This is a genomic window from Streptomyces sp. NBC_01463, assembly GCA_036227345.1.
Lineage (GTDB): Bacteria > Actinomycetota > Actinomycetes > Streptomycetales > Streptomycetaceae > Streptomyces.
In genome coordinates this window covers 6,214,859-6,237,807 of sequence record CP109468.1, presented here as the reverse complement: position 1 = coordinate 6,237,807, position 22,949 = coordinate 6,214,859, and the positions used below count along the sequence as shown (strand labels likewise).

The following is a 22,949-nucleotide window of genomic DNA, read 5'->3' as shown; positions in this document are numbered from 1 at the left end:
AGCGTACGAGACCGCCTAAACGGTGACGTTTCCTGCCACGTCGCCGCCTTGTCGGCGGGTCCCCTGCGGGAGCCGGCGCTGCCGTCCACACCCTTTACGTCCTTGAACAGCTTATGCGGTATCGGTCCGGCAAACGGAGTCGAACAGCATTCGGGAACGTTTGGACCCCTTGGGCGTATGGTTGCGGTTTCGCCCGACCCATCCTGCCCGATGCCTCCCGACCGGCCGGAATCCCGCTCCGGCGCGGCCCGTGCGCCCCTCGGGGCACGGTGTCGCGAAAGCCGGTGGTTACCTCTCGGTAGAGATGACGTTTACGTCCTCGCGGTACACGATGGGATGGCGTACGCGCAGATGTCCCGGGGGCGTGACTCCCGTTACCAGGCCCCGTAGAGCAGCACCGAACAGCGAAGGAACAGCGTGGCTTCCGGATCCGATCGCAACCCGATCATCATTGGCGGCCTTCCGAGTCAGGTCCCGGATTTCGATCCCGAAGAGACCCAGGAATGGCTCGACTCCCTCGACGCCGCCGTCGACGAGCGAGGCCGTGAGCGGGCCCGCTACCTCATGCTCCGGCTCATCGAGCGCGCGCGCGAGAAGCGTGTCGCCGTGCCGGAGATGCGCAGCACGGACTACGTGAACACGATCGCCACGAAGGACGAGCCGTTCTTCCCCGGCGACGAGGAGATCGAGCGCAAGGTCCTCAACGCGACCCGCTGGAACGCGGCGGTGATGGTGTCGCGGGCGCAGCGTCCGGGGATCGGCGTGGGCGGTCACATCGCCACGTTCGCCTCGTCCGCCTCGCTGTACGACGTGGGTTTCAACCACTTCTTCCGCGGCAAGGACGACGGGCGCGGCGGCGACCAGATCTTCTTCCAGGGGCACGCCTCCCCCGGGATCTACGCCCGCGCCTTCCTGCTGGACCGGCTGAGCGAGGCGCAGCTCGACGCGTTCCGCCAGGAGAAGTCGAAGGCGCCGAACGGGCTGTCCAGCTACCCGCACCCGCGGCTGATGCCGGACTTCTGGGAGTTCCCGACCGTGTCGATGGGCCTGGGCCCGCTCGGCGCGATCTACCAGGCGCGGATGAACCGCTACATGGAGGCGCGCGGCATCGCCGACACCTCCGATTCGCACGTCTGGGCGTATCTCGGCGACGGCGAGATGGACGAGCCGGAGTCGCTGGGCCAGCTGTCCATCGCCGCCCGTGAGGGCCTGGACAACCTGACCTTCGTCGTCAACTGCAACCTGCAGCGCCTCGACGGCCCGGTGCGCGGCAACGGCAAGGTCATCCAGGAGCTGGAGTCGCAGTTCCGCGGCGCCGGGTGGAACGTCATCAAGCTGGTCTGGGACCGCTCCTGGGACCCGCTGCTGGCGCAGGACCGCACGGGCATCCTGGTCAACAAGCTGAACACCACGCCGGACGGCCAGTTCCAGACGTACGCCACCGAGACGGGTGCGTACATCCGTGATCACTTCTTCGGTGACGACCCGCGGCTGCGGGACATGGTCAAGGACATGACCGACCAGCAGATCCTGCACCTGGGGCGCGGCGGTCACGACCACAAGAAGGTCTACGCGGCGTACGCGGCGGCCAAGGCCCACAAGGGCCAGCCGACGGTGATCCTGGCGCAGACGGTCAAGGGCTGGACGCTGGGGCCGAACTTCGAGGGCCGCAACGCGACCCACCAGATGAAGAAGCTCACCGCCGAGGACCTGAAGCGTTTCCGGGACCGGCTGCACATCCCGATCGCGGACGCGCAGCTGGAGGACGGCAACCCGCCGTACTACCACCCGGGCCGCGACTCGGAGGAGATCCAGTACATGCACGACCGCCGCAAGGGTCTGGGCGGTTACGTCCCGACCCGGGTGGTGCGGGCGAAGCCGCTGGTCCTGCCCGAGGACAAGACGTACGCGACCGCGAAGAAGGGTTCGGGTCAGCAGTCGATCGCCACCACCATGGCGTTCGTCCGCATCCTGAAGGACCTCATGCGGGACAAGGAGATCGGCAAGCGTTTCGTGCTGATCGCACCCGACGAGTACCGCACCTTCGGCATGGACGCGTTCTTCCCGAGCGCGAAGATCTACAACCCGTTGGGTCAGCAGTACGAGTCGGTGGACCGCGATCTGCTGCTCGCGTACAAGGAGTCGCCGACCGGGCAGATGCTGCACGACGGCATCTCCGAGGCGGGCTGTACGGCCTCGCTGATCGCCGCGGGTTCGGCGTACGCCACGCACGGCGAGCCGCTGATCCCGGTGTACGTCTTCTACTCGATGTTCGGTTTCCAGCGCACGGGTGACCAGTTCTGGCAGATGGCCGACCAGCTCGCGCGCGGTTTCGTGCTGGGTGCGACCGCCGGCCGTACGACGCTGACGGGCGAGGGTCTGCAGCACGCGGACGGCCACTCGCAGCTGCTCGCCTCGACCAACCCGGGCTGTGTCGCGTACGACCCGGCGTTCGGGTACGAGATCGCGCACATCGTCAAGGACGGTCTGCGCCGGATGTACGGCGGGACGCCCGAGGAGAACGAGGACGTCTTCTACTACCTCACCGTGTACAACGAGCCGATCCAGCACCCGGCCGAGCCCGCGGACGTGGACGTGGAGGGCATCCTGGCGGGCGTCCACCGCTACAGCAAGGGTGAGAAGGGCGAGATCCCGGCCCAGATCATGGCGTCCGGTGTGGCGGTCCCCTGGGCGATCGAGGCGCAGCGGATCCTCGCCGACGAGTGGAACGTGAAGGCGGACGTCTGGTCGGCGACCTCCTGGAACGAGCTGCGGCGCGAGGCCGTGGACGTGGAGCGGTACAACCTGCTGCACCCGGAGGAGGAGCAGCGCGTCCCGTACGTGACGCGCAAGCTGTCCGGTGCGCAGGGTCCGTTCGTGGCGGTCTCGGACTGGATGCGGTCCGTGCCGGACCAGATCGCGCGCTGGGTGCCCGGTGCGTACCAGTCGCTGGGCGCGGACGGCTTCGGCTTCGCGGACACGCGTGGCGCGGCCCGGCGGTTCTTCCACATCGACGCGCAGTCGATCGTCCTGGCGGTGCTCACGGAGCTCGCCAAGGAGGGGAAGATCGACCGTTCGGCGCTGAAGACGGCGGTCGACCGGTACGACCTGCTGGACGTGACGGCGGCCGATCCGGGCGCGGCGGGCGGCGACGCGTAGCCACGGACGATCGAACGGCCGCGGGGCGGGCGGGAGCCGGACGGCTCCCGCCCGCCCCGCGGCCTTTTCCGTGCGGTCAGTTCTCCCAGATCTTGAAGGCCCGTACCTGGTACGGGGTGCGCGGGGCCCAGGTGCCGTCCCCCGGGTAGGTGTCGAACTCGCCGGTCTCGTCGCACTCCGCCGACTGGTAGGTGGTGACGGGCCGGCCCGTGCGGTTGGCCAGGGCCTGGACGGTGGCACCCGCCTTCAGCGGTACGCAGCTCTCGATGTCGACGGTGGAGAGTTCGTGGACCTGCCGGGCGCCGGTGAAGTCGGGTTTCGCCCAGAGACAGAGCTGGCCGCTCCCGCAGTCCCCGAGCCGGCCGGACACGGCCTGGACCGGAGCCTGCGGGATGAGTGCGGTGGCGGCCAGGGCGGCCGCGACAACGGTCGTACGCATAGGAATCAGCCCCCGTGTCGATGTGGATCTTCCGCGTTCACCCTGAGCCGCCCGGCGGCGGTACGGGAAGGGGTCCGGGGGCGGGACCACCCTGATAGGCGACAGCCCCGCCGGAACGTTCCGGCGGGGCTGTTGTACGCACTGTGTTGACGCCTGACGGCGCCGTCGGGGACCGGTCAGATGTGACCGGCGCCCACGCCCGCCTCGGCGTTCTCCCCGCGCTTGGTCAGGGTGGCGACCAGCGCGGCGATGACGGCGACGATGCCCGCGACCATGAACGCGGTGCTCATGCCCGAGACGAAGGTGTGGTGGGCGACGCCCGCGATCTTCCCGGCGATCTCCGGCGGGGTGTCCTTGGCGACGGGCGGCATACCGACCTTGACGGCGGAGGACGCCTGCTCCAGCTGGGCCGGGGAGAGCGGCGGAAGCTGGGCTTCCTTCCAGTTGCCGGCGAGGTCGGCGTCGACCCTGGCCGCCATGACCGCGCCCAGCACCGCCGTACCGAGGCTGCCGCCGACCTGCATGGCGGCCTGCTGGAGACCGCCGGCGACACCGGAGAGCTCCATCGGGGCGTTGCCGACGATGACCTCGGTGGCGCCGACCATGACCGGGGCGAGGCCGAGGCCGAGCAGACCGAACCAGATCGACATGGTCACGGTGCCGGTGCCGATGGTCAGCTGGGACATGCCGAAGCACGCGATCGCGGTGCACACCATGCCGCCGACGAGCGGGACCCGCGGGCCGAACTTGGTGATCAGGAAGCCGGCGAGCGGCGAGGCGACGATCATCATGCCGGTCAGCGGCAGCAGGTGCAGTCCGCTGTCGACGGGGCTGAGACCGTGCACGTTCTGCAGGTAGAAGGTGACGAAGAACAGGCCGCCCATGAAGGCGAACGCCATCAGCACCATCAGGACCGTGCCGGCGGAGAGCGGCACGGAGCGGAACATCGCCAGCGGGATCAGCGGTTCCCTGACGCGCTGCTGGACCAGGGCGAAGCCGATGAACAGGACGACGGCACCGACCAGGAAGCCGACGGTCCTGACGTCGCCCCAGCCCCACTCCGAGCCCTTGATGAGCGCCCAGATCAGGCAGAACATCGCCGTCGAGAGCAGCACGATGCCGGCGATGTCGAAGGAGCGCGGCGCGTTCGCGGCGCGGTGGTCCTTGAGGATCAGCGCACCCAGCACGAGGGCGATCACGCCGACCGGCACGTTGATGAAGAAGACGGACTGCCAGCTGACGTGCTCCACGAGCACGCCGCCCAGGATCGGGCCGCCCGCGGTCGAGGCGCCGATCACCATGCCCCAGATGCCGATCGCCATGTTCAGCTTCTCGGCCGGGAAGGTGGCCCGCAGCAGGCCGAGCGCGGCCGGCATCAGCAGGGCACCGAAGAGGCCCTGCAGCACCCGGAAGGTGATCACCAGGACGACGCTGTTGGAGAGGCCGATGGCCCCGGATGCCGCGGCGAAGCCCACGACGCCTATGAGGAAGGTCTGGCGGTGGCCGAACCGGTCACCGAGCTTGCCCGCGGTGATCAGGGAGACCGCGAGCGCGAGCATGTAGCCATTGGTGATCCACTGGACGTCGGCGAGCGAGGCGCCGAGGTCCTGCTGGATCGCGGGGTTGGCGATCGCGACGATCGTGCCGTCGAGCGCGACCATCATCACGCCGATGGCCACGGAGAAGAGCGTCAGCCAGGGGTGGCCGCGCAACCCCTTCGCGGGTGCGGGGGCGAGGGGTTCCTGGGGTTCCCGCGAAGCCTTCTCGAGGGTGGGCTGACTAGTCATACGCGGGAGATTAGTGTCAGCCGCTGACAGTTGACAAACCAATTCACAAGTCGGTAACTGTCACGTAGCTCACAGGTAAGGTGAGCCGGACAAAGCAGGGGAAAGAGGATCACTTCAGTGACCGAAGGGCAGCGAGCCGCAGGCCATCGGGCCGGGCTGCGCGAACGGAAGAAGCAACGCACCCGGGACGCCCTGCTCAACGCCGCCCTCGGCCTCTTCACCACCCAGGGGTACGAGGAGACCACCGTCGACGAGATCGCCGACGCCGTCGAGGTCTCCCAGCGCACCTTCTTCCGCTACTTCGCGGGCAAGGAGTCGGTCGTCTTCGCCGTGCAGGACATGGTGGAGTCGCGCTTCCTTCTCGAACTGCGTCAACGTCCCGCCGCGGAAGCCCCTTTCGAGGCCATGCGCCGCGCGGTGCTGTGCGCCTGGAACAGTATCGGCGAGGCCATCGAGGCCATCATCCCGGTCGAACTCCACATGCGGACCTATCAGATGATCGAATCGACGCCCTCGCTGCTCGCCGCGCACATGCGCCGCGGCGTCGCCCTGGAGGAACAGATCGCCGGGCTGATCGCCGACCGCGAGGGCCTGGACCTCGCGCGGGACCCGCGGCCGAGGGTCGCCGTCGCCGCGTTCTCCGGAGTGATGCGGGTGACCGGGCAGCTGTGGGGGCGGGGCTGCGACGGCAGCATGGACTCGCTGCGGGCGCTGACCGAGCAGTATCTGGACCAGCTCGGTCCGGCCCTCGCCGGTGACTGGCACGCACACCCGCCCGAGGCGGCCCCCCTCGTCCGAGGCGTGTGCCGCACGCCTCAGGCGCACACATGACCGACGTCACAACAGGCGTGCGACAGCGCCCTGCTGCGGCACTCACGCTGCGCCGAGCGCGGCGGAGCGTGGCGCAAGGCGGTACACAGCGTGAGGGAAACGGCATTCCATTCCCCGCCGGCGGGTGATGTGTGTCACCCCCTTAACAGCGCCTTACGCGCGTCTCCTAATGTGGGCCGAAGTGACTTCCTTCGACTCCTCCCCCACGCTCACCGCCTGGCGCGCTCTTCTCGCCATCGCGGTCGTGTTCGTGATGCTGGCGACCACCGGGTGGACCGCCGTGCGTCACCAACGCTCCGACGAGCCACGCACCGTCGCACTCGCCTCCTGGGCCAAGGGATCGATAGCGGGCCAGGCGCTCCCCGCGCCCGACGCGCCGCCCTACAAGCTGGCGCACTTCTTCGCCGCGCTCACGGACACCCAGCGCACCGGGCTGGCCCGCAAGTACCCGCTGGTGGTGGGGAATCTGAACGGCGCCCCGGTCACCCTGCGCTACCGGGCGAACCGGCTGGCGCTGCAACAGGCCCGCACCGCCGAGCAGACGCGGGTGCACGACCCGCGGCTCTCCCCGGACGGCCGGGCCGAGGCGGTCCGCCGGGTGGACCGCTTCCGCTCGATGCTCGCCGACGACCGGCACTTCCTCGCGTTCGACCCGTCCGGGCGGGGCCACGCCGCCGAGGTGTTCGGCGACCTCGACCGCGCGGAACGGGTCTCGGTGATCGTCCCGGGCGTCGACACCAACCTGCTCACGCTGGAGCGCACGGGGAGAAAGACCAACGCCGCCCCCGTCGGCATGGCCAAGTCGCTGTACGCGGCCGAGCACTCCGCACACCCCGGTGTGCGGACCGCGGTGATCGCCTGGGCCGACTACACCGCACCCGCGGGCATCGGCATGGACGCGGCCCTGGGCAATCTCGCCGAGCGCGGGGCGGTCCGCCTCGACGCGCTCGTCGGGGCGCTCCCGGGGACCGCGCCCGTCTCGTTGTTCTGCCACAGCTACGGCTCCGTCCTGTGCGGCGTGGCCGCGGACCGACTGCCTCCACGAGTGACGGACATCGCGGTCGCGGGCAGCCCCGGCATGCGTGCCGACAACGCCGGCGAGCTGCACACCCGGGCCAATGTGTGGGCGATGCGGGACCGCGACGACTGGATCGCGGACGTGCCGAACCTGGAGGTCGGAGGGCTGGGCCACGGGGCCGACCCGGTCGATCCGGACTTCGGCGCGCGGATCGCGTCGGCGGGTGACGCGGTCGGTCACAGCGGCTATTTCGAGCCGGGTACCGAGAGCCTCGGCAACTTCGCCGCGATCGGTACGGGCGCCTATGCCGCGGTGACGTGTGCACGGGCCGACAGCGGCTGCCACGAACAGATTTCCGGCGGCGAGACGGTCTGACGCGCGTAGAGAACCGTGCCGGACCGCGAATTGCCGGGTACTCCGAGGGGGGACGAGCGGGCAAGTGCCGCATACGATGAGGCACATGGGTGATGTGCTGGCCGGAATTCATGCCACCTGGGAGTTCGACACCGACTCCGTGCTCATCCGCTTCGAACGGGGTATCCGTACGCCGAGGCTCCTCCAGAGCCTGCGTGAGCGCCGCGTCCCGCACGCCGCGCTGTCGTCGGTGACGCTCACCCCGGGCAAGCGGGGCACGGTGGTGCTGCGTGCGGTCCCGAGACCGGGTGCCGACCCCCTGCTGGAGGCGGCGGCCGGGCAGCTGAAGGACGGCTGCGACCCGTACCGCCTGGTGCTCCCGGGCGAACGGGAGACGCTCGCCGAGTACTACGCGGACGAGCTGCGCGCCCGGCTGGGCCCCGAGGCGGGCGAGCCCGCCGACCGGTTCATGGTCGCGGCCCCCGAGGCACCGATGCACTTCAAGGCCTACGACGGCAGAGCCAGCTTCGACGGGGACCGGATCTCCTTCAGGTGGTTCTGGACGGGTGCCTCGTCCGAGAAGTGGAAGGCCGGCGACCAGACGTTTCCGGTCACGGAGCTGAGCGGCGTCGAGTGGCGTTCCCCCGAGGCCCTCGAGGGGTATCTGCGGCTGGTGCCGCGCGGGCTGGAGGGCGCGGGTCCGGTCACCGGTGCGGGCACCGGCCCGGCCGCCGGCCCGGGGTCGGGTCTGCTGACGAGCACCGCGCCGAGCGTGCCGCCGGCGGCGGCCCGTCCGGCCCGGGCCGATCAGGACCCGGCCGCGGTGATCTTCGGCCTCGGCTACGGCCCGGTGCACGAGTCGCTGCCCTTCGCCGCTGCCGTACTGGAATCCGTGCGCCGGAAGCAGACCACGCCCGTAGCGGCCGCGGCCGCCCTGGTGGGCGCGGGACGCCGGGACCCGGCGGACATCGCCGAGCGGATCCGCCACCTCGGGGAGCTGCACCAGGCGGGTCTGGTGACGGACGACGAGTTCCGCGCGAAGAAGGCACAGCTGCTCGCCGAGCTGTAGCGGCGGCGGTCCGGGGCCCCCGGCCCGCGGCCGCCCCTCGGCACCGGCGGGTGCCGCCCCCGCCTCTTCCGTACCGGCGGGGTGATACCCCCGTACGAGACGCGCGGCGGCAGACCGGGACCCCGGTATGACGCCGCCGGACGGCTTCGCTGCCTACCCTGATCAGGCCATGCCCTCATCCTCCCCGCACCCGCCCTCATCGCCGCCGACCGCTCCCCCGCACCCGCCGGCGGACGGTCTGCTGAGCGCCACCCTGCGCAATCTGCGCGAGATCGGCCATGCGCTGTCCCACCCGTCGCACCCTCCGACACCGTTCCTGGCCACCGCCCCCAAGCGGTGGCAGCGGATGCTGCCCTATGTCGTCGTCGTGGGCCTCGCCGCGGTCTTCATCCCGGTCACGATCACCGTCCTGACCGGCCAGTACGGCCTGAGCGGTGGCATCGCGGGAGGGCTCGCCGTCGCGCAGGCCGCCCCGTTCCTGATGCTGGCGCACCGCCCGCTGCAGGCCTGGTGGATCGTCTTCCCGGCCCAGATCCTGGGCGCGATCGTGCTGTTCGGGCAGGAGGGCGGGCAGAGCAACGCCTGGCCGTGGACACCGCCCGGCCTCGTCGGCTACCTCTTCCTGCTCCTGGCGCTGGCGCTGCGCGAGCGGCGGCAGGCGCTGATCGGCGTCTGGCTGGCGACCGGCATCGCGGGGCTCGTCCTGTTCCTGGTCTCCTCCCACCGCGGCACCGACAACTCGCTCCTGCTGGTCATCCTCGGCGCCGTGGTGCTGGTGATCGGCGCGACGGTACGGGAACGGGGCGACGCCCAGCGCCGCCTCGCCGAGCAGGAGACCATCAGCGAGGCCGAGCGGGCGCGGCGCACGCTGCTGGAGGAACGCACCAGGATCGCCCGCGAACTCCACGACGTGGTCGCCCACCACATGTCGGTGATCACGGTCCAGGCGGACTCCGCCCCGTACAGGCTGGAGGGGCTGTCGGAAGAGGCGCGCGAGGAGTTCGGCGCGATCGCCGCGAGCGCGCGCGAGTCCCTCGGTGAGATGCGGCGGCTGCTGGTGGTCCTGCGCAGTGAGGGCACGGAGGGCGAGCGGGCGCCCCAGCCGGGCCTCGACCGGCTCCAGCAGCTGGTGGAGGCGACGGTGCGGTCCGGGCAGCCGGTCGAACTGTCGCTGCCCGCCGGGCTGACGGGTGTGCCGCAGACGGTGGACCTGTCCGCGTACCGGATCGTGCAGGAGGCGCTGGCGAACGTGGTCCGGCACGCTTCCGGCGCCCCGGCCCGGGTGTCGGTGAGCTCGGACGGCGCCCATCTGACGGTGCTCGTCGTCAACGGGCCGCCGGAGCGCGCGGGTTCGTCCCTCGCTCCGCACACTCCGCTGGAGACGACGGGGACCGGACACGGCCTGGTCGGCATGCGCGAACGCGTACGGTTGACCGGCGGCACGCTGGACACCGGCCCGCTGCCGGACGGCGGCTTCCGGGTGGCCGCACGCCTGCCCCTGCCCCCGCCCTCACCCCCTCCCGCCTCCCCTGCCTCTTCCGCCCCTGCTGCTTCTTCCGCCCCGCCCCTGCATCCGGAGGACCCGTGACCATCCGCGTGATCATCGTCGACGACCAGGCCATGGTGCGGGCGGGATTCGCGGCGCTGCTGTCGGCACAGACCGACATCGACGTGGTCGGTGAGGCGCCCGACGGGCGCCAGGGCGTCGACGTCAGCCGCCACACCCACCCGGACGTGGTCCTGATGGACGTGCGGATGCCCGAGATGGACGGCCTCGCGGCGGCCCGCGAGCTCCTGAACCCGCCGGCCGGTGTGGTGCACGTGCCGAAGGTGCTGATGCTGACCACGTTCGACGTGGACGACTACGTGTACGAGGCGCTGCGCGCCGGGGCGTCCGGCTTCCTGCTGAAGGACGCCCCTCCGGCGGACCTGATCTCGGCGGTCCGGGTGGTGGCGTCCGGCGACGCGCTGCTGGCGCCGTCCGTGACGCGGCGTCTGATCGCGGACTTCGCCCGGCAGCGGCCGTCCGGAGCCGCGCGCGGCGGAGCGGCCCTGCGGCTGAACGGACTGACGCCGCGCGAGACCGAGGTGCTGGAGCTGATCGCCCGCGGGCTGTCGAACCAGGAGATCGCGGGGCATCTGGTGCTGGCGGAGCAGACGGTGAAGACCCACATCGGTCGTGTGCTGGCCAAGCTGGACCTGCGCGACCGCGCGCAGGCGGTGATCTTCGCGTACGAGGCGGGACTTGTGGTACCGGGCACGCCCGGCCCGTCCGGCGGCTGAGGACAGAGCGGCTGCCGCCGCCGGACGCCCCCGCGCACCCCGCACCCCGTACACCCCCTACCCGGGTATCACCCCGCAGTTGGCCCCCCGGTGTGACGCTCCCTCACCCGTCGTCTTCCTACCTTCCTCTCCGACGCGCCGAACGGCGTGCGGAAGCCGGTTCAGCCGGAGAGGGAGGGTCCGATGCGCCGCTATGCGAGGACTTTGGTCGCGGTCGCCCTGGCGACGACCGTCGTGGCCGGGACGGCCGGCTGGGCATCGGGGAACGCCCAACACGCCCTGACGGGCCCGCCGCCCGGCACCGCGGCTTGGCGTTCGGATCACGTACTGGGGCGGGAGCTGCCCGATCCGGCACGGGACACTCCCGCACAAGTGGCACTGTTCTTCCGGGGGTTGAGCGAGAAGGACCGCCGGACGCTGGCCGTCCGGCATCCGCTCGTCGTCGGAAACCTGGACGGCGCACCCCTCGAACTGCGCTACCGGGCCAACGCCCTTGCCCTGAAGGCCGATCCCGACCCCCGGTACGCGAGCCTCGCCGCCGATCCGCAGCGGCAGATCCTGGCGTTCGACCCGCGCGGTCGCGGCCAAGTGGCGGAGGTCTTCGGTGATCTGAGCACCGCGCACCGGGTGTCGGTCGTCGTGCCCGGCTCGGACATCGACGCCGGGACCTTCGACCGCACGAACGACGTGTACGGCACCCCGGCCGGCATGGCCAAGTCGCTGTACGCGCAGACCGGCCGGGACAGCGCGGTGATCGCCTGGGCCGGGTACACCACCCCCGTCGGCGTCGGGGTGGACGCCGCGACCGGCTCGCTCGCCGAGGCCGGCGCGGACCGGCTGACCCGGTTCACGGACGGGCTGGCGGCCGACGGGGTGCCCGCGCCCGTGGTGTTCTGCCACAGCTACGGCTCCGTCGTCTGCGGCCTCGCCGCGTCCCGGCTGCGCGCCACCGACCTGGTCGTGCTCGGCTCGCCCGGGATGCGCGCGGACGACGTCGGCAATCTGCACACCGATGCGCGGGTGTGGGCCGCCAAGGACCCCGACGACTGGATCGACGACGTGCCGAACGTCGAGTTCGCCGGACTGGGCCACGGCAAGGACCCGGCCTCGGCCGCGTTCGGCGCCCGCCGGGTGCCCGCCGAGGACGCCCACGGGCACACGGGCTACTTCGCCCCGGGCACCGAATCGCTCCGGGCCTTCGCCGCGATCGCGGACGGCACGTTCGCCGTGGACGGCCCGTACGCCGTGGCCTCGTACGCGGAAGGGGGCCCGCGATGAGCCTGCGAGCCCTGGCCTCCCGTATCGATGCCCGTACCCCCGCCCACCGCGACCGTGCCGTCGACGGTCTGCGCGCCCTCGCCCTGCTCGCCGTGCCCACCGGGCACTGGCTGCTCGGCGGATTCCGGCTCGACGGCGGCGGCGCGCTGCACAACGCCAGTCCGCTCTCGGCCTTCGGCGGGCTCGCCCCGTTCAGCTGGGTGCTCCAGATGCTGGGCGTCTTCTTCCTGGTCGGCGGATACGCCTCGGTGCTCTCGTACCGCCGGCGGAGGTCCACCACGGCGGTCTGGCTGCGGGGCCGGATCGCCCGGCTCGGCCGGCCGGTGCTCGGGGTGACCGCCGTGTGGGCGGTGCTGATCCCGGTGCTGTCCGCGCTGGGCGTGCCGGGCGACACGCTGCGGACCGGTTCGACGCTGGTGATCCAGCCGCTCTGGTTCGTCGGCGTGTACGCGGTGGTCACCGCGCTGACGCCGTTCTGCATCAGGGCGGCGCGCAGACTCGGCGGCTGGGCGGCCGCCCCGCTGCTCGGCGCGGTCGCCGTCGTCGACCTGCTGCGCTACGGGCCGCTCGCCGACAGCATGCCGTCCTGGCTGAGCCTGCTGAACATCCTGCCGGGCTGGCTCTTCGCGTACCAGCTCGGCGTCTCCTGGGGCGAGGGCCGGATCGGGAAGCGGGGTGCCCGGTTCCTGCTCGTCGGCGGAGGCGTCCTGTTCGCGGCGCTGCTGCTGGTCCTCCACTACCCGGCGTCGATGGTCGGGGTGCCGGGCGAGGCGCGCACCAATTCGCATCCGCCGTCGCTGCTGGTCCTGGCGCTGGCCGCCGCGCAGAGCGGCGCGGCGATCCTGGTGCGCGACCGGCTCGGCGCCCTGCTGCGCAGGCCGCTGGTGTGGGCGCCGGTCGTCGTGGTCAACCTGTCGGCGATGACGATCCTGTGCTGGCACCAGACGGCGATGCTGGCGGCGGCGGTGCCCGCGTCGTTCGCCGGTGCGGTGCCCGGGCTGACCACGGGTCCCGACACGCTCGGCTGGATCCTGGCGCGGGTCGCCTGGATGCCGGTGTTCGCGGGGCTGCTGGTGCTGATCGCGCGGTACGCGCGGAGGTTCGAGGCGCCGTGGCAGGCGGGGACCCGCGCCGCGAACGCCCGCCGCGTGCTGGCGGGGGTGTTCGCGGCGGGGTTCGCGGTCTTCGCGCTGGGGCTGGCGTGAGGCGGAGCCCCGGGGGCCGCTACTCGCGCGCGGCGGACGTCGAGCTCATGTCCGGGTAGCGGTCCCCCGCCACCTGGCCGGCGATCGGCTCCAGCAGAGCCAGTTCCTCGGCGGTCAGCGTGAGCCGGGTCGCGCCGACGTTCTCCAGCAGCCGGCTGCTCTTGCGGGTGCCGGGGATCGGGACGACGGTCAGCCCGTGCACCTGGGCGCGCTGCTGGACCCACGCGAGGGCCACCTGGGCGGCCGTCGCCCCGTGCGCGGCGGCGATCTTGTGGACGGGTTCGAGCAGCGCGGCGTTGACCTTGGCGTTGTCGCCGGTGAAGCGCGGCTGGTACTTCCGGAAGTCGTTCCCGGTCAGCTCCTTGCCCGCGTCGGCGAACGCACCGGTCAGGAAGCCCCGGCCGAGCGGCGAGTACGGCACGAAGGTCACGCCGAGCTCGACGGCGGCGGGCACGGCGCTGCGCTCCACGTCCCGGCTGAAGAGCGACCACTCGGACTGGAGGGCGGCGATCGGGTGCACGGCGTGCGCCTCGCGCAGCTCCGCACCGGTGACCTCGCTGAGCCCGAGCTGCTTGACCTTGCCCTGCGCCACCAGCTCCGCCATGGCGCCGACGGACTCCGCCAGCGGGACGGACGGGTCGCGGCGGTGCATGTAGTAGAGGTCGATGACGTCGGTGTTCAGCCGGCGCAGGCTGTTCTCGACGGCCTGCCGGATGTACGCGGGGTCGTTGCGCACGCCCCGGTAGTGCGGGTCGTCGTCGCGCCGCTCGATGGCGAACTTGGTGGCCAGGGTGATCTCGTCGCGGTGCGCGCCGACGAAGGGCGCGATGAACGTCTCGTTGGCGCCGCTGCCGTAGATGTCGGCGGTGTCGAAGAGCGTGACGCCCGCGGCGAGCGCCGTCTCCAGGGTCTCCCGGGCCGCGGACTCGTCGGTGTCCCCGTAGAACTCGCTCATGCCCATGCAGCCGAGTCCCTGGACGCCGACCTGCGGGCCGTTGCTGCCGAGCTCCACGGTGGCGATCTTGTGGTCAGTCATCAGGCACTGGGCCTTTCCGGCGCCCGCCGGGCGCCTGCGTAGAACTCGATCTTGTAGTCGAGGACGGCGAGGGTGTCCTGGAGCTCCGCGATCCGCGTCCTCACATCGCGGCGGGTCGCCTCCAGCAGCTCCTGCCGTTCCTCGAAGGTGTGGTCGCCCTCGCGCAGCAGTTCCGCGTAACGGACCATGTCGGCGACCGGCATGCCGGTCAGCCGCAGCTTGCCGACGAAGGCGAGCCAGTCCAGGTCACGATTGGTGAAGCGGCGCTGGCCGGTGTGCGACCGGTCGACGTGCGGCATCAGCCCGATCCGCTCGTACCAGCGCAGCGTGTGGGCGGTCAGCCCGGTGTGGGCGGCCACCTCGCTGATGGTGTAGCGGTCCTGGCCCTCGGGGCGCGGGTGGGCCCGGGGGCCCGCTGCGCAGGCGTCCGCGTCCGTTCCTGCCGAAGTGGTCTCCATCACCGTCATGCCTCCACGCTAGAACCTTGGAGTGCACTCGAAGCAAGTGGGCCCCTTGCGGGGCCGGGTCCTCGGTTGTCGCTTGCCCCTCGTTCGGGGCCGGGGTCTCTGTCCTCAAGCGCCGGACGGGCTTGGTGGGGGCGCCGAGCCCCGCGGGGCACCCGCACAAAGCCGGCCCGTCCGGCGTTTGAGGACGGAACCCCGGAGCCATAGGCTCCAGCACATGCAGAGCCTGGCGATGATCGATAACTGGCCCGTCCCCACCGCGGCGGCGGCCGTCGTACGAGCGGACGGAACCGTCCTCGGCAGGCACGGCCCCGCCGCGCACCGCTTCCCGCTCGCCTCCGTCACCAAGCCGCTCGCCGCCTACGCGGCACTGGTGGCGTACGAGGAGGGCGCGGTCGAGCTGGACGAGCCGGCGGGCCCCGAGGGTTCCACGGTCCGCCACCTCCTCGCCCACACCAGCGGCCTCGCGTTCGACGAGCACCGGGTGACGGCCCCGCCCGGCACCCGCCGGCTGTACTCGAACGCGGGCTTCGAGGTCCTGGGCGACCACATCGCGAAGGCGACGGAGATCCCGTTCCCGGAGTACGTGCGCCAGGCGGTCCTGGGGCCGCTGGGCATGACGGCCACCGCGCTGGACGGCTCACCCGCCCGCGACGGCGTCTCGACGGTCGACGACCTGCTGCGCTTCGCCGCGGAGGTGCAGGCCCCCCGGCTCCTGGACCCGCGCACGGTCCTGGAGGCCCAGACCGTCGTCCACCCCGGCCTGAAGGGCGTACTGCCGGGCTACGGCCACCAGAACCCCAACGACTGGGGCCTCGGCTTCGAGATCCGCGACCACAAGTCGCCGCACTGGACGGGCGCTTCGTCGTCCCCCGCGACGTTCGGCCACTTCGGCCAGTCCGGCACGTTCCTGTGGATCGACCCGACGGCGGGCGCGGCATGCGTCGCCCTCACCGACCGCGCCTTCGGCCCGTGGGCGGCCGAGGTATGGCCGCCGTTCACGGACGCGGTGCTGGCGGAGCTGCAGGCTTAGCGGGGCGGCGGCGGCCGCCCCGGGCCCCGTTCGTCGGCGTCAGGCCGTGGCCACCCGCCCCGCGTACCGCTGGGTCCATCCCGCCCCGGTGTCGGCGGTGAGCACCACGTCGTAGTAGCCGTGTTCGGTCGGCCAGTGCACGACCGTGGAGGCGCCGCCGGGGACGGTGTACTTCCGGGTGCCGCCGGCGTAGTCGTTGGCCTTGAGGGTGTAACGGACAGGACGGCGGCCGTCGTTGTGCAGGCGCAGCCTGACCGTGGCGTGCCTGTCCTTCAGCAGTTCCGCGGCCACGCGCGGAATGCCGATGTGCTTCGTGCTCACGCTCGCGGGAGTCACCTGGCCGGCGAAGGAGCGCAGGAAGCCGTCGGGGCCGTAGACCGAGAAGGCGTACTTGCCGTCGGTCTCGTCCGTGTTCCAGGTGTACGAGCGAGGGGTCGCCGTGCTCACCGTGTACGGGGTGTTGGCGAAGGCGAGGTACTGGTCGGGGAAGACCTGGAGGCTCACCGCCTTGTCCGCCGGGCCGCCGGTCAGCGTCATGGACGCGGTCACCGTGCCGGCGGAGCGGTCCTCTGTGAGCGTGGCGTGCGGGTGGAAGGAGAGGCCGCGCGGCTCCAGGCGGTCGCGCGGCGGCTTCGGCGGGGTGCCGGTGACCGGGTCGGCGATGACGACCCGGCCCGGGCGCGGGTGTGCGAAGTCGATCGCGCTGGTCAGGTCGCCGGCGATGGAGCGGCGCCACTCGGTGATGTTCGGGCAGGTGAACGGCTTGCCCAGGTGCGTGGCCCAGGTCTCCAGGAACTTGATCGTCGAGGTGTGGTCGAACACCTCCGATGCGACGTAGCCGCCCCGGGTCCACGGTGAGACCAGCAGCATCGGGACCCGGGGGCCGAAGCCGTACGGGGTGGTGCCGGAGAACTCGCCGGGGGTGCCCGCCTCGGGGCGCGGGGGCAGGACGTGGTCGAACTTTCCGTCGTTCTCGTCGTAGGTGATGATCACCAGGGTGTGGTTCCAGATGTCCTCGTTGCTCTGGAGCGTCTTGAGGACCTTGTTCATGTAGCGCTCGCCGTGCACCGTGTCGAAGCCCGGGTGCTCGCTCCACGCGGCGGGCATCACCACCCAGGAGACCTCGGGGAGCGGGTGCTCGGCGCCCGGCTCGCAGGCCGCGATCAGGTCGCGGAGCACCGCGTCGAGGTTCGCCTCGGAGTCGTCGTTGGGCGTGGTGGCGCCCTCGTAGACGAAGGAGTTGGCCTTCCAGATCCTGCCGGTGCCCGGCGCGAGGTCGGCCTCGTCCGCCGTGCGGGGGTCGAAGGCCTTGAAACTGTTGGTGACGTTGCAGCCGTACTCGCCGACGTAACCGTTCTGGAGGCTGCCGGCGACGCCGTTGCCGCTGTTGTCGGAGTAGACCCGCCAGTCGATGCCGGCCTGCTGGAGCTGCTCGGGGACCGTGGTCCAGCTGCGGGAGTAGTTGTTCTGGCCGGCGTTGGTGACCTCGCCGCCGCCCGAACCGGTCATCAGGTAGTAGCGGTTCGGGATGGTCGGCCCGTGCAGTGAGCAGAAGTTCATGTCGCAGACGGTGTACTGGGAGGCGAGCGAGTACATCCACGGCATGTAGTCGGGCGTGTAGTACCACATGCAGTGGTCGCCCTTGTCCTTCACCCAGGTGTCCCAACGCCCCTCGTTGGCACCGTAGAAGTTGTGCTTGTCGCTCCAGGTGGCCGTCGAAACGGCGGGCGTCACGATGGCGCCGGTGGCGTCGCGCTGCTGGAAGACGTCGGTGCCGTCCTGGAATCTCAGGACCTGCTTGTCGTGGTGTCCGCGCGCACCGGGCAGCTGACCGAGGTAGTGGTCGAAGGAACGGTTCTCCTGCATCAGGATCACCACGTGCTTCAGGTCCGATATGTCACCCTTGAAGCCCTTGGGCAGGTGGTATTCGGCCGCACTCGCCTGCGCCCCGCCGACCGCTTCGGCGACCGGGCCGGCCGCCAGGGCGCCGAGGGAGACGGCGGCGGTCTGGAGCATCCGGCGCCGGGTGATGCGGAACTCGCTGGTGTTCTCGCCCGCGACGCCGTTCTCGGTGTCGGGGGACGAGGGCTCGGTCGTGTGGAGAGTCATCAGGGGCACCTCTGGGGGGAGAGAGATTCGGGGGAGGAACGTCGGCGCGTGCCTGCGAAAACTAGGCCGCCGGGGCGAACGGCGGGCGAAGCGTGGACGTATTCCTGAGACACCGGCAGATGTTCTTTCGCCGTTCGGCTGCCGGGTGGGGGGCTCGCCGAGGCCAAGATGCCAACAGGGCGGGCCGGGACGGTAGTCCAAGGTCACGAATGGCCGATACTCTCCCCGGCCATGACCGACATCGTCCGCGCCACCGCCTCCGACGTCCCGGCGCTCGCCGCCGTACTCGCCAGCGCCTACGCCGAGGACCCCGTCTGGTCCTGGCTGATGCCGCACGACCGGGACCGGCGACTGCGGCTCCTGTTCACGGCGCACCTCGCCCAGCAGGTGCCCGCGGGGCGGGTGTGGACCGACCCGGACCGCACGGTCGCGGCGGTGTGGGCGGAGCCCGGTCAGTGGAAGCTGCCGGTGAGCTACCTGCTGCGCAACGCCGGCACCCTGCTACGCGCGGGCCGGACCCAACTGCCCCGGACCGGCAAGCGGTTGCTCGCGCTGGAGCATCGTCATCCGGCCACGCCCGCGCACTGGTACGTGGAGTACATCGGCACCCACGCCGACGCACGCGGCACGGGGCGTGGTTCGCGGGTGCTGAGCCGGCTGCTGGAGCAGGCGGACGCGGACGGGCGGCGGCCGGTGTTCCTGGAGTCCAGCAACCGCCGCAATCTGACGTTCTACGAGCGGCACGGATTCGTCGTGCACGAGGAGATGACCTTCCGGGCCGGGCCGCCGATGTGGTCGATGTGGCGCCGGGACAGCGATCGGTAGGGCGGGCGGCTCAGTCCGGCAGTTCCCACATCAGCACCTCGGCGGGCCCGGCCGCGACCAGTTCGAGGCCCTCCTCCGCGGTGATCCGCGCCGCGTCCCCCGCCGCCAGTTCCTCGCCGCCGAGCGCGACCCCGCCCCGCACCACGTGCACGTACACCTTCGGCGCGTCCGGCACCGCCGTGCGCTCCCCCTCGGCCAGCCGGCGCACATGGAGCATCGATCCGGCGTCCGGCAGGGCGTACGGGGTGGAGTCGGCGATGCCGGGGACGGTCGTGTACGAGGGGTCGCCGCCCGGCTCCAGGGGTGCCAGCCACATCTGGAGGAACGTCAACGGGCTCTCCCCGTCGTTGCGTTCGACGTGGCGGACGCCGGAGGCCGCACTGAGGTGCTGGACGTCGCCGGGGCGTACGACCGTGGCGTGACCGGCCGAGTCGCGGTGGGTCAGCTCGCCCTCCACCACCCAGGTCACGATCTCCGTGTGGCTGTGCGGGTGCTCCTCGAAGCCCGTGCCGGGGGCGAGGCGCTCCTCGTTGCAGGCCAGGATCGGGCCGAAGCGGAGGTTGTCGGGGTCGTAGAAGGAACCGAAGGAGAAGGAGTGCCGGGACTCGATGCCGGCCGCCCCGTCCCCGCCCCTGAAACGGTCGCCCGAGCGGCGTACGGAAATCACCCGCCCACGGTAGCCCGCCCCGGGTCCTCGTGTTCGGGCCGTCCGGATACCCGGCGGTACGACCCGCGGACCGCCCCGCCCCTTCGGGCACCCGTCCGGATAGGGCAGTCTTGTCCCCGTGCCCCGACCCGATCCTGAGCAGCCCGCTGCGAACGACGCCCATCTCCATGCCGCGACCCTGAAGCGTCTGGAGCAGTCCTCCGGCCGGCTGGCCGCGAACGCGATCGCCCGCATGGACGAGTCGCTGCCCTGGTACCGGGCGATGCCACCGGAGAACCGGTCCTGGATCGGCCTGGTGGCCCAGGCCGGCATCGCCGCGTTCACCGAGTGGTTCCGGCACCCGGAGACCCCGCAGGCGATCTCGACGGATGTGTTCGGTACGGCCCCGCGCGAGCTGACCCGGGCGATCACGCTGCGGCAGACCGTCGAGATGGTGCGGACGACGATCGAGGTCATGGAGGCCGCGATCGACGAGGTCGCAGCCCCCGGTGACGAGTCGGTGCTGCGCGAGGCGCTGCTGGTCTACGCGCGGGAGATCGCCTTCGCGACCGCGCAGGTGTACGCCCAGGCCGCCGAGGCCCGCGGGGCCTGGGACGCCCGGCTCGAATCGCTCGTGGTCAACGCGGTGCTGTCCGGCGAGGCCGACGAGGGCGCGGTGTCCCGGGCCGCCGCGCTCGGCTGGAACTCGCCCGAGCACGTGTGCGTGCTCCTCGGTACGGCCCCCGACGGGGACAGCGAACTGACCGTGGAGGCGATCCGCCGGGCCGCCCGGCACGCCAAGCTCCAGGTCCTGACCGGGGTGCTCGGCAACCGCCTGGTCGTCATCGCGGGCGGCAGCGACAACCCGCTCCAGGTCGCGAAGGCCCTGATCGGCCCGTACGCGGCGGGTCCGGTCGTCGCCGGGCCCGTGGTGCCCGACCTGCTGGCGGCCACCCGGTCCGCGCAGGCGGCCGCCGCCGGGCTCAAGGCGTGCGGTGCCTGGCAGGACGCCCCGCGCCCGGTTCTCGCGGACGATCTGCTGCCGGAACGCGCGATGGCGGGCGACCCGGCGGCACGGGATCAGTTGGTGGAGGAGATCTACAGACCGCTCGAAGAAGCGGGCTCGGCTCTCCTGGAGACCCTGAGCGTCTATCTGGAACAGGCGAGCAGCCTCGAAGGCGCGGCCCGGATGCTGTTCGTCCACCCCAATACCGTGCGCTACCGGCTCCGACGTGTGACTGACGTCACCGGCTGGTCGCCTTCCGACGTCCGCTCGGCGTTCACTCTGCGGATCGCCCTGATCCTGGGGCGTCTGGCCGACAGGGATCTGCAGTCCTAGACTTTTGTCGGACATCAACAATTCCCCCTACGGTTCTTCGTCCCTGTCCCCACGGGCGTTCCGGACCGTTCACAAGAGAGAGTGTGAGGGTGCTCGTACTCGTCGCTCCCGGCCAAGGCGCTCAGACGCCCGGCTTCCTGACTCCCTGGCTCGACCTCCCCGGTGCCACCGACCGCATCGCGGCCTGGTCCGACGCCATCGGGCTCGACCTTGCCCACTACGGCACCAAGGCCGACGCGGAGGAGATCCGTGACACCGCGGTGGCTCAGCCGCTGCTGGTCGCCGCCGGTCTGCTCTCCGCCGCCGCACTGAACGCGTCGCCGGGTGTCGTCGCAGGTCACAGCGTGGGTGAAATCACCGCGGCCGCTCTCGCCGGAGTCATCGGCGACGAGGCGGCGCTGCGTTTCGTGCGGACCCGCGGGCTCGGCATGGCCGAGGCCGCCGCGGTCACCGAGACCGGCATGGCGGCGCTGCTCGGCGGTGACCCCGAGGTCACCGTCGCGCACCTGGAGAAGCTCGGCCTGACCCCCGCGAACGTCAACGGCGCCGGCCAGATCGTCGCCGCCGGGACGGCCGGACAGATCGCCGCGCTCACCGAGGACAAGCCCGAGGGCGTGCGCCGGGTGGTCCCGCTCAAGGTCGCCGGCGCGTTCCACACGCACCACATGGCTCCCGCGGTCGAGCGGCTCCGCGAGGCCGCCACCGCCCTGGAGGTCTCCGACCCGGCCGTGACATATGTCTCCAACGCCGACGGGAAGACGGTAGCCACCGGCGCGGAGGTCATCTCCCGGCTGGTCGGCCAGGTCGCCAACCCGGTCCGCTGGGACCTGTGCATGGAGACGTTCAAGGAGCTCGGCGTGACGGCGATCGTCGAGGCCTGCCCCGGCGGCACGCTCACCGGTCTCGCCAAGCGCGCCCTGCCCGGCGTGGAGACGCTCGCGCTCAAGACCCCCGACGACCTCGACGCGGCCCGCGCGCTCATCGCTGAGCACGCGGGCGCCTAAGGAGCCCGAGAGCATGTCGAAGATCAAGCCCAGCCAGGGCGCCCCGTACGCACGGATCATGGGTGTCGGCGGCTACCGTCCGACCCGTGTCGTGCCCAACGAGGTGATCCTCGAGACGATCGACTCGTCCGACGAGTGGATCCGCTCCCGGTCCGGCATCGCCACCCGCCACTGGGCCTCCGAGCAGGAGACCGTGGCCGCGATGTCCGTCGAGGCGTCCGGCAAGGCCATCGCCGACGCCGGGATCACGCCGGAGCAGATCGGCGCGGTGGTCGTCTCCACCGTGTCGCACTTCAAGCAGACCCCGGCCATCGCCACCGAGATCGCGCACAGGATCGGTGCCGGCAAGCCCGCCGCCTTCGACATCTCGGCCGGCTGCGCGGGCTTCGGCTACGGTCTGACGCTCGCCAAGGGCATGATCGTCGAGGGCTCGGCGGAGTACGTGCTCGTCATCGGCGTGGAGCGGCTGAGCGACCTCACCGACCTGAGCGACCGCGCGACGGCGTTCCTGTTCGGTGACGGCGCCGGTGCCGTCGTCGTCGGCCCGTCCCAGGTGCCGGCCATAGGCCCGACGGTCTGGGGCTCCGAGGGCGACAAGTCCGACACGATCAAGCAGACCGTGGCGTGGGACACCTTCCACGCCGACCGTCCGGAGAAGTTCCCGGCCATCACGCAGGAGGGCCAGGCGGTCTTCCGCTGGGCCGTCTTCGAGATGGCGAAGGTCGCCCAGCAGGCGCTGGACGTGGCCGGGATCGCCCCGGAAGACCTGGACGTCTTCATCCCGCACCAGGCCAACATGCGGATCATCGACTCGATGGTGAAGACCCTGAAGCTGCCGGAGCACGTCACGGTCGCCCGTGACGTGGAGACCACCGGCAACACCTCCGCCGCCTCGATTCCGCTCGCAATGGAGCGGCTTCTGGCGACCGGTCAGGCGAAGAGCGGCGACACCGCGCTCGTCATCGGCTTCGGGGCGGGTCTCGTCTACGCCGCGACGGTCGTTACCCTCCCCTAGGCACACCGGGTCTTTTCGCCCGGACACCCGAACCCAGCAGATATACACCGAAGGA

The 22,949-nt window shown here is 71.4% G+C and carries 19 protein-coding genes; 13 read left to right on the top strand and 6 right to left on the bottom strand.

Annotated elements, in window-relative coordinates; translation table 11 throughout:
* The first annotated feature begins 417 nt into the window (after positions 1-417).
* Positions 418-3,159, top strand: coding sequence for a pyruvate dehydrogenase (acetyl-transferring), homodimeric type (gene aceE / locus OG521_27480; protein WUW24306.1), 2,742 nt, complete (start codon positions 418-420; stop codon positions 3,157-3,159).
* A gap of 76 nt (positions 3,160-3,235) precedes the next feature.
* Here aceE and OG521_27475 read toward each other — a convergent pair whose 3' ends face one another.
* On the bottom strand, positions 3,236-3,598 hold the full coding sequence (locus tag OG521_27475; protein WUW24305.1) for a peptidase inhibitor family I36 protein: 363 nt from the start codon (positions 3,596-3,598) through the stop codon (positions 3,236-3,238).
* Positions 3,599-3,774: 176 nt separating this feature from the next.
* Positions 3,775-5,385: an MFS transporter gene (locus OG521_27470; GenBank protein ID WUW24304.1), complete on the bottom strand. Its 1,611-nt coding sequence runs from the start codon at positions 5,383-5,385 to the stop codon at positions 3,775-3,777.
* 117 nt (positions 5,386-5,502) lie between these two features.
* On the opposite strand from OG521_27470, the gene OG521_27465 reads away from it, so the two are divergent.
* The 7 genes from OG521_27465 to OG521_27435 all read left to right on the top strand — a co-directional run bounded on the left by OG521_27465 (position 5,503) and on the right by OG521_27435 (position 13,423).
* Entirely contained in the window at positions 5,503-6,216 is a 714-nt protein-coding gene (locus OG521_27465; GenBank protein ID WUW24303.1) for a TetR family transcriptional regulator, read from the top strand.
* Positions 6,217-6,397: 181 nt separating this feature from the next.
* The gene (locus OG521_27460) at positions 6,398-7,609 is read left to right on the top strand and encodes an alpha/beta hydrolase family protein (GenBank protein WUW24302.1); all 1,212 of its coding nucleotides are present in this window, start codon (positions 6,398-6,400) and stop codon (positions 7,607-7,609) included.
* Positions 7,610-7,694: 85 nt separating this feature from the next.
* Complete coding sequence (locus OG521_27455; protein ID WUW24301.1) at positions 7,695-8,657, top strand: DUF4429 domain-containing protein; 963 nt, start codon at positions 7,695-7,697, stop codon at positions 8,655-8,657.
* A gap of 169 nt (positions 8,658-8,826) precedes the next feature.
* The gene (locus OG521_27450; protein WUW24300.1) at positions 8,827-10,245 is read left to right on the top strand and encodes a sensor histidine kinase; all 1,419 of its coding nucleotides are present in this window, start codon (positions 8,827-8,829) and stop codon (positions 10,243-10,245) included.
* Entirely contained in the window at positions 10,242-10,940 is a 699-nt protein-coding gene (locus tag OG521_27445) for a response regulator transcription factor (GenBank protein WUW24299.1), read from the top strand. Before OG521_27450 ends, OG521_27445 begins: the two co-directional genes overlap by 4 nt.
* 183 nt (positions 10,941-11,123) lie before the next feature.
* Entirely contained in the window at positions 11,124-12,218 is a 1,095-nt protein-coding gene (locus OG521_27440) for an alpha/beta hydrolase family protein (protein WUW24298.1), read from the top strand.
* Positions 12,215-13,423: an acyltransferase gene (locus OG521_27435; protein WUW24297.1), complete on the top strand. Its 1,209-nt coding sequence runs from the start codon at positions 12,215-12,217 to the stop codon at positions 13,421-13,423. Before OG521_27440 ends, OG521_27435 begins: the two co-directional genes overlap by 4 nt.
* A 19-nt stretch (positions 13,424-13,442) precedes the next feature.
* Here the strand turns inward: OG521_27435 and OG521_27430 are convergent, their stop codons facing one another.
* Both OG521_27430 and OG521_27425 read right to left on the bottom strand, forming a co-directional pair.
* On the bottom strand, positions 13,443-14,459 hold the full coding sequence (locus OG521_27430) for an aldo/keto reductase (GenBank protein ID WUW24296.1): 1,017 nt from the start codon (positions 14,457-14,459) through the stop codon (positions 13,443-13,445).
* Positions 14,459-14,926: a MerR family transcriptional regulator gene (locus tag OG521_27425; protein WUW24295.1), complete on the bottom strand. Its 468-nt coding sequence runs from the start codon at positions 14,924-14,926 to the stop codon at positions 14,459-14,461. Before OG521_27425 ends, OG521_27430 begins: the two co-directional genes overlap by 1 nt.
* Positions 14,927-15,140: 214 nt before the next feature.
* Between OG521_27425 and OG521_27420 the strand changes: the two genes are divergently transcribed.
* Complete coding sequence (locus tag OG521_27420; protein ID WUW24294.1) at positions 15,141-15,956, top strand: beta-lactamase family protein; 816 nt, start codon at positions 15,141-15,143, stop codon at positions 15,954-15,956.
* Between the two features lie 39 nt (positions 15,957-15,995).
* On the opposite strand, the gene OG521_27415 is transcribed toward OG521_27420, so the two are convergent.
* A complete protein-coding gene (locus OG521_27415) occupies positions 15,996-18,065 on the bottom strand; it encodes a DUF756 domain-containing protein (protein WUW24293.1) in 2,070 nt (689 codons plus the stop codon).
* A 231-nt stretch (positions 18,066-18,296) separates the two neighbouring features.
* Here OG521_27415 and OG521_27410 point away from each other — a divergent pair, with 231 nt between their 5' ends.
* Positions 18,297-18,890 (top strand): GNAT family N-acetyltransferase, encoded by a 594-nt coding sequence (locus OG521_27410; protein ID WUW24292.1) that lies wholly within the window; start codon positions 18,297-18,299, stop codon positions 18,888-18,890.
* A gap of 10 nt (positions 18,891-18,900) precedes the next feature.
* Here OG521_27410 and OG521_27405 read toward each other — a convergent pair whose 3' ends face one another.
* Positions 18,901-19,557 carry a pirin family protein gene (locus OG521_27405; GenBank protein WUW24291.1) on the bottom strand — a complete coding sequence of 219 codons (657 nt, stop codon included), beginning with the start codon at positions 19,555-19,557 and terminating at the stop codon, positions 18,901-18,903.
* Positions 19,558-19,675: 118 nt separating this feature from the next.
* Between OG521_27405 and OG521_27400 the strand changes: the two genes are divergently transcribed.
* From OG521_27400 to OG521_27390, 3 genes are all read left to right on the top strand, one after another.
* Positions 19,676-20,875, top strand: a complete 1,200-nt coding sequence (locus OG521_27400) for a helix-turn-helix domain-containing protein (protein ID WUW24290.1) — start codon at positions 19,676-19,678, stop codon at positions 20,873-20,875.
* An 89-nt stretch (positions 20,876-20,964) separates the two neighbouring features.
* A complete protein-coding gene (locus OG521_27395) occupies positions 20,965-21,879 on the top strand; it encodes an ACP S-malonyltransferase (protein ID WUW24289.1) in 915 nt (304 codons plus the stop codon).
* A gap of 13 nt (positions 21,880-21,892) precedes the next feature.
* Positions 21,893-22,894: a ketoacyl-ACP synthase III gene (locus tag OG521_27390; GenBank protein ID WUW24288.1), complete on the top strand. Its 1,002-nt coding sequence runs from the start codon at positions 21,893-21,895 to the stop codon at positions 22,892-22,894.
* The last annotated feature ends 55 nt before the right edge of the window (positions 22,895-22,949 follow it).

Coding starts and splice junctions, on each gene's coding strand:
- OG521_27470 (WUW24304.1), bottom strand. CDS start 5,385: ATGACTAGTCAGCCCACCCTCGAGAAGGCTTCGCGGGAACCCCAGGAA.
- OG521_27425 (WUW24295.1), bottom strand. CDS start 14,926: ATGACGGTGATGGAGACCACTTCGGCAGGAACGGACGCGGACGCCTGC.
- OG521_27440 (WUW24298.1), top strand. CDS start 11,124: ATGCGCCGCTATGCGAGGACTTTGGTCGCGGTCGCCCTGGCGACGACC.
- OG521_27435 (WUW24297.1), top strand. CDS start 12,215: ATGAGCCTGCGAGCCCTGGCCTCCCGTATCGATGCCCGTACCCCCGCC.
- OG521_27455 (WUW24301.1), top strand. CDS start 7,695: ATGGGTGATGTGCTGGCCGGAATTCATGCCACCTGGGAGTTCGACACC.
- OG521_27415 (WUW24293.1), bottom strand. CDS start 18,065: ATGACTCTCCACACGACCGAGCCCTCGTCCCCCGACACCGAGAACGGC.
- OG521_27420 (WUW24294.1), top strand. CDS start 15,141: ATGCAGAGCCTGGCGATGATCGATAACTGGCCCGTCCCCACCGCGGCG.
- OG521_27390 (WUW24288.1), top strand. CDS start 21,893: ATGTCGAAGATCAAGCCCAGCCAGGGCGCCCCGTACGCACGGATCATG.
- OG521_27450 (WUW24300.1), top strand. CDS start 8,827: ATGCCCTCATCCTCCCCGCACCCGCCCTCATCGCCGCCGACCGCTCCC.
- OG521_27410 (WUW24292.1), top strand. CDS start 18,297: ATGACCGACATCGTCCGCGCCACCGCCTCCGACGTCCCGGCGCTCGCC.
- OG521_27475 (WUW24305.1), bottom strand. CDS start 3,598: ATGCGTACGACCGTTGTCGCGGCCGCCCTGGCCGCCACCGCACTCATC.
- OG521_27430 (WUW24296.1), bottom strand. CDS start 14,459: ATGACTGACCACAAGATCGCCACCGTGGAGCTCGGCAGCAACGGCCCG.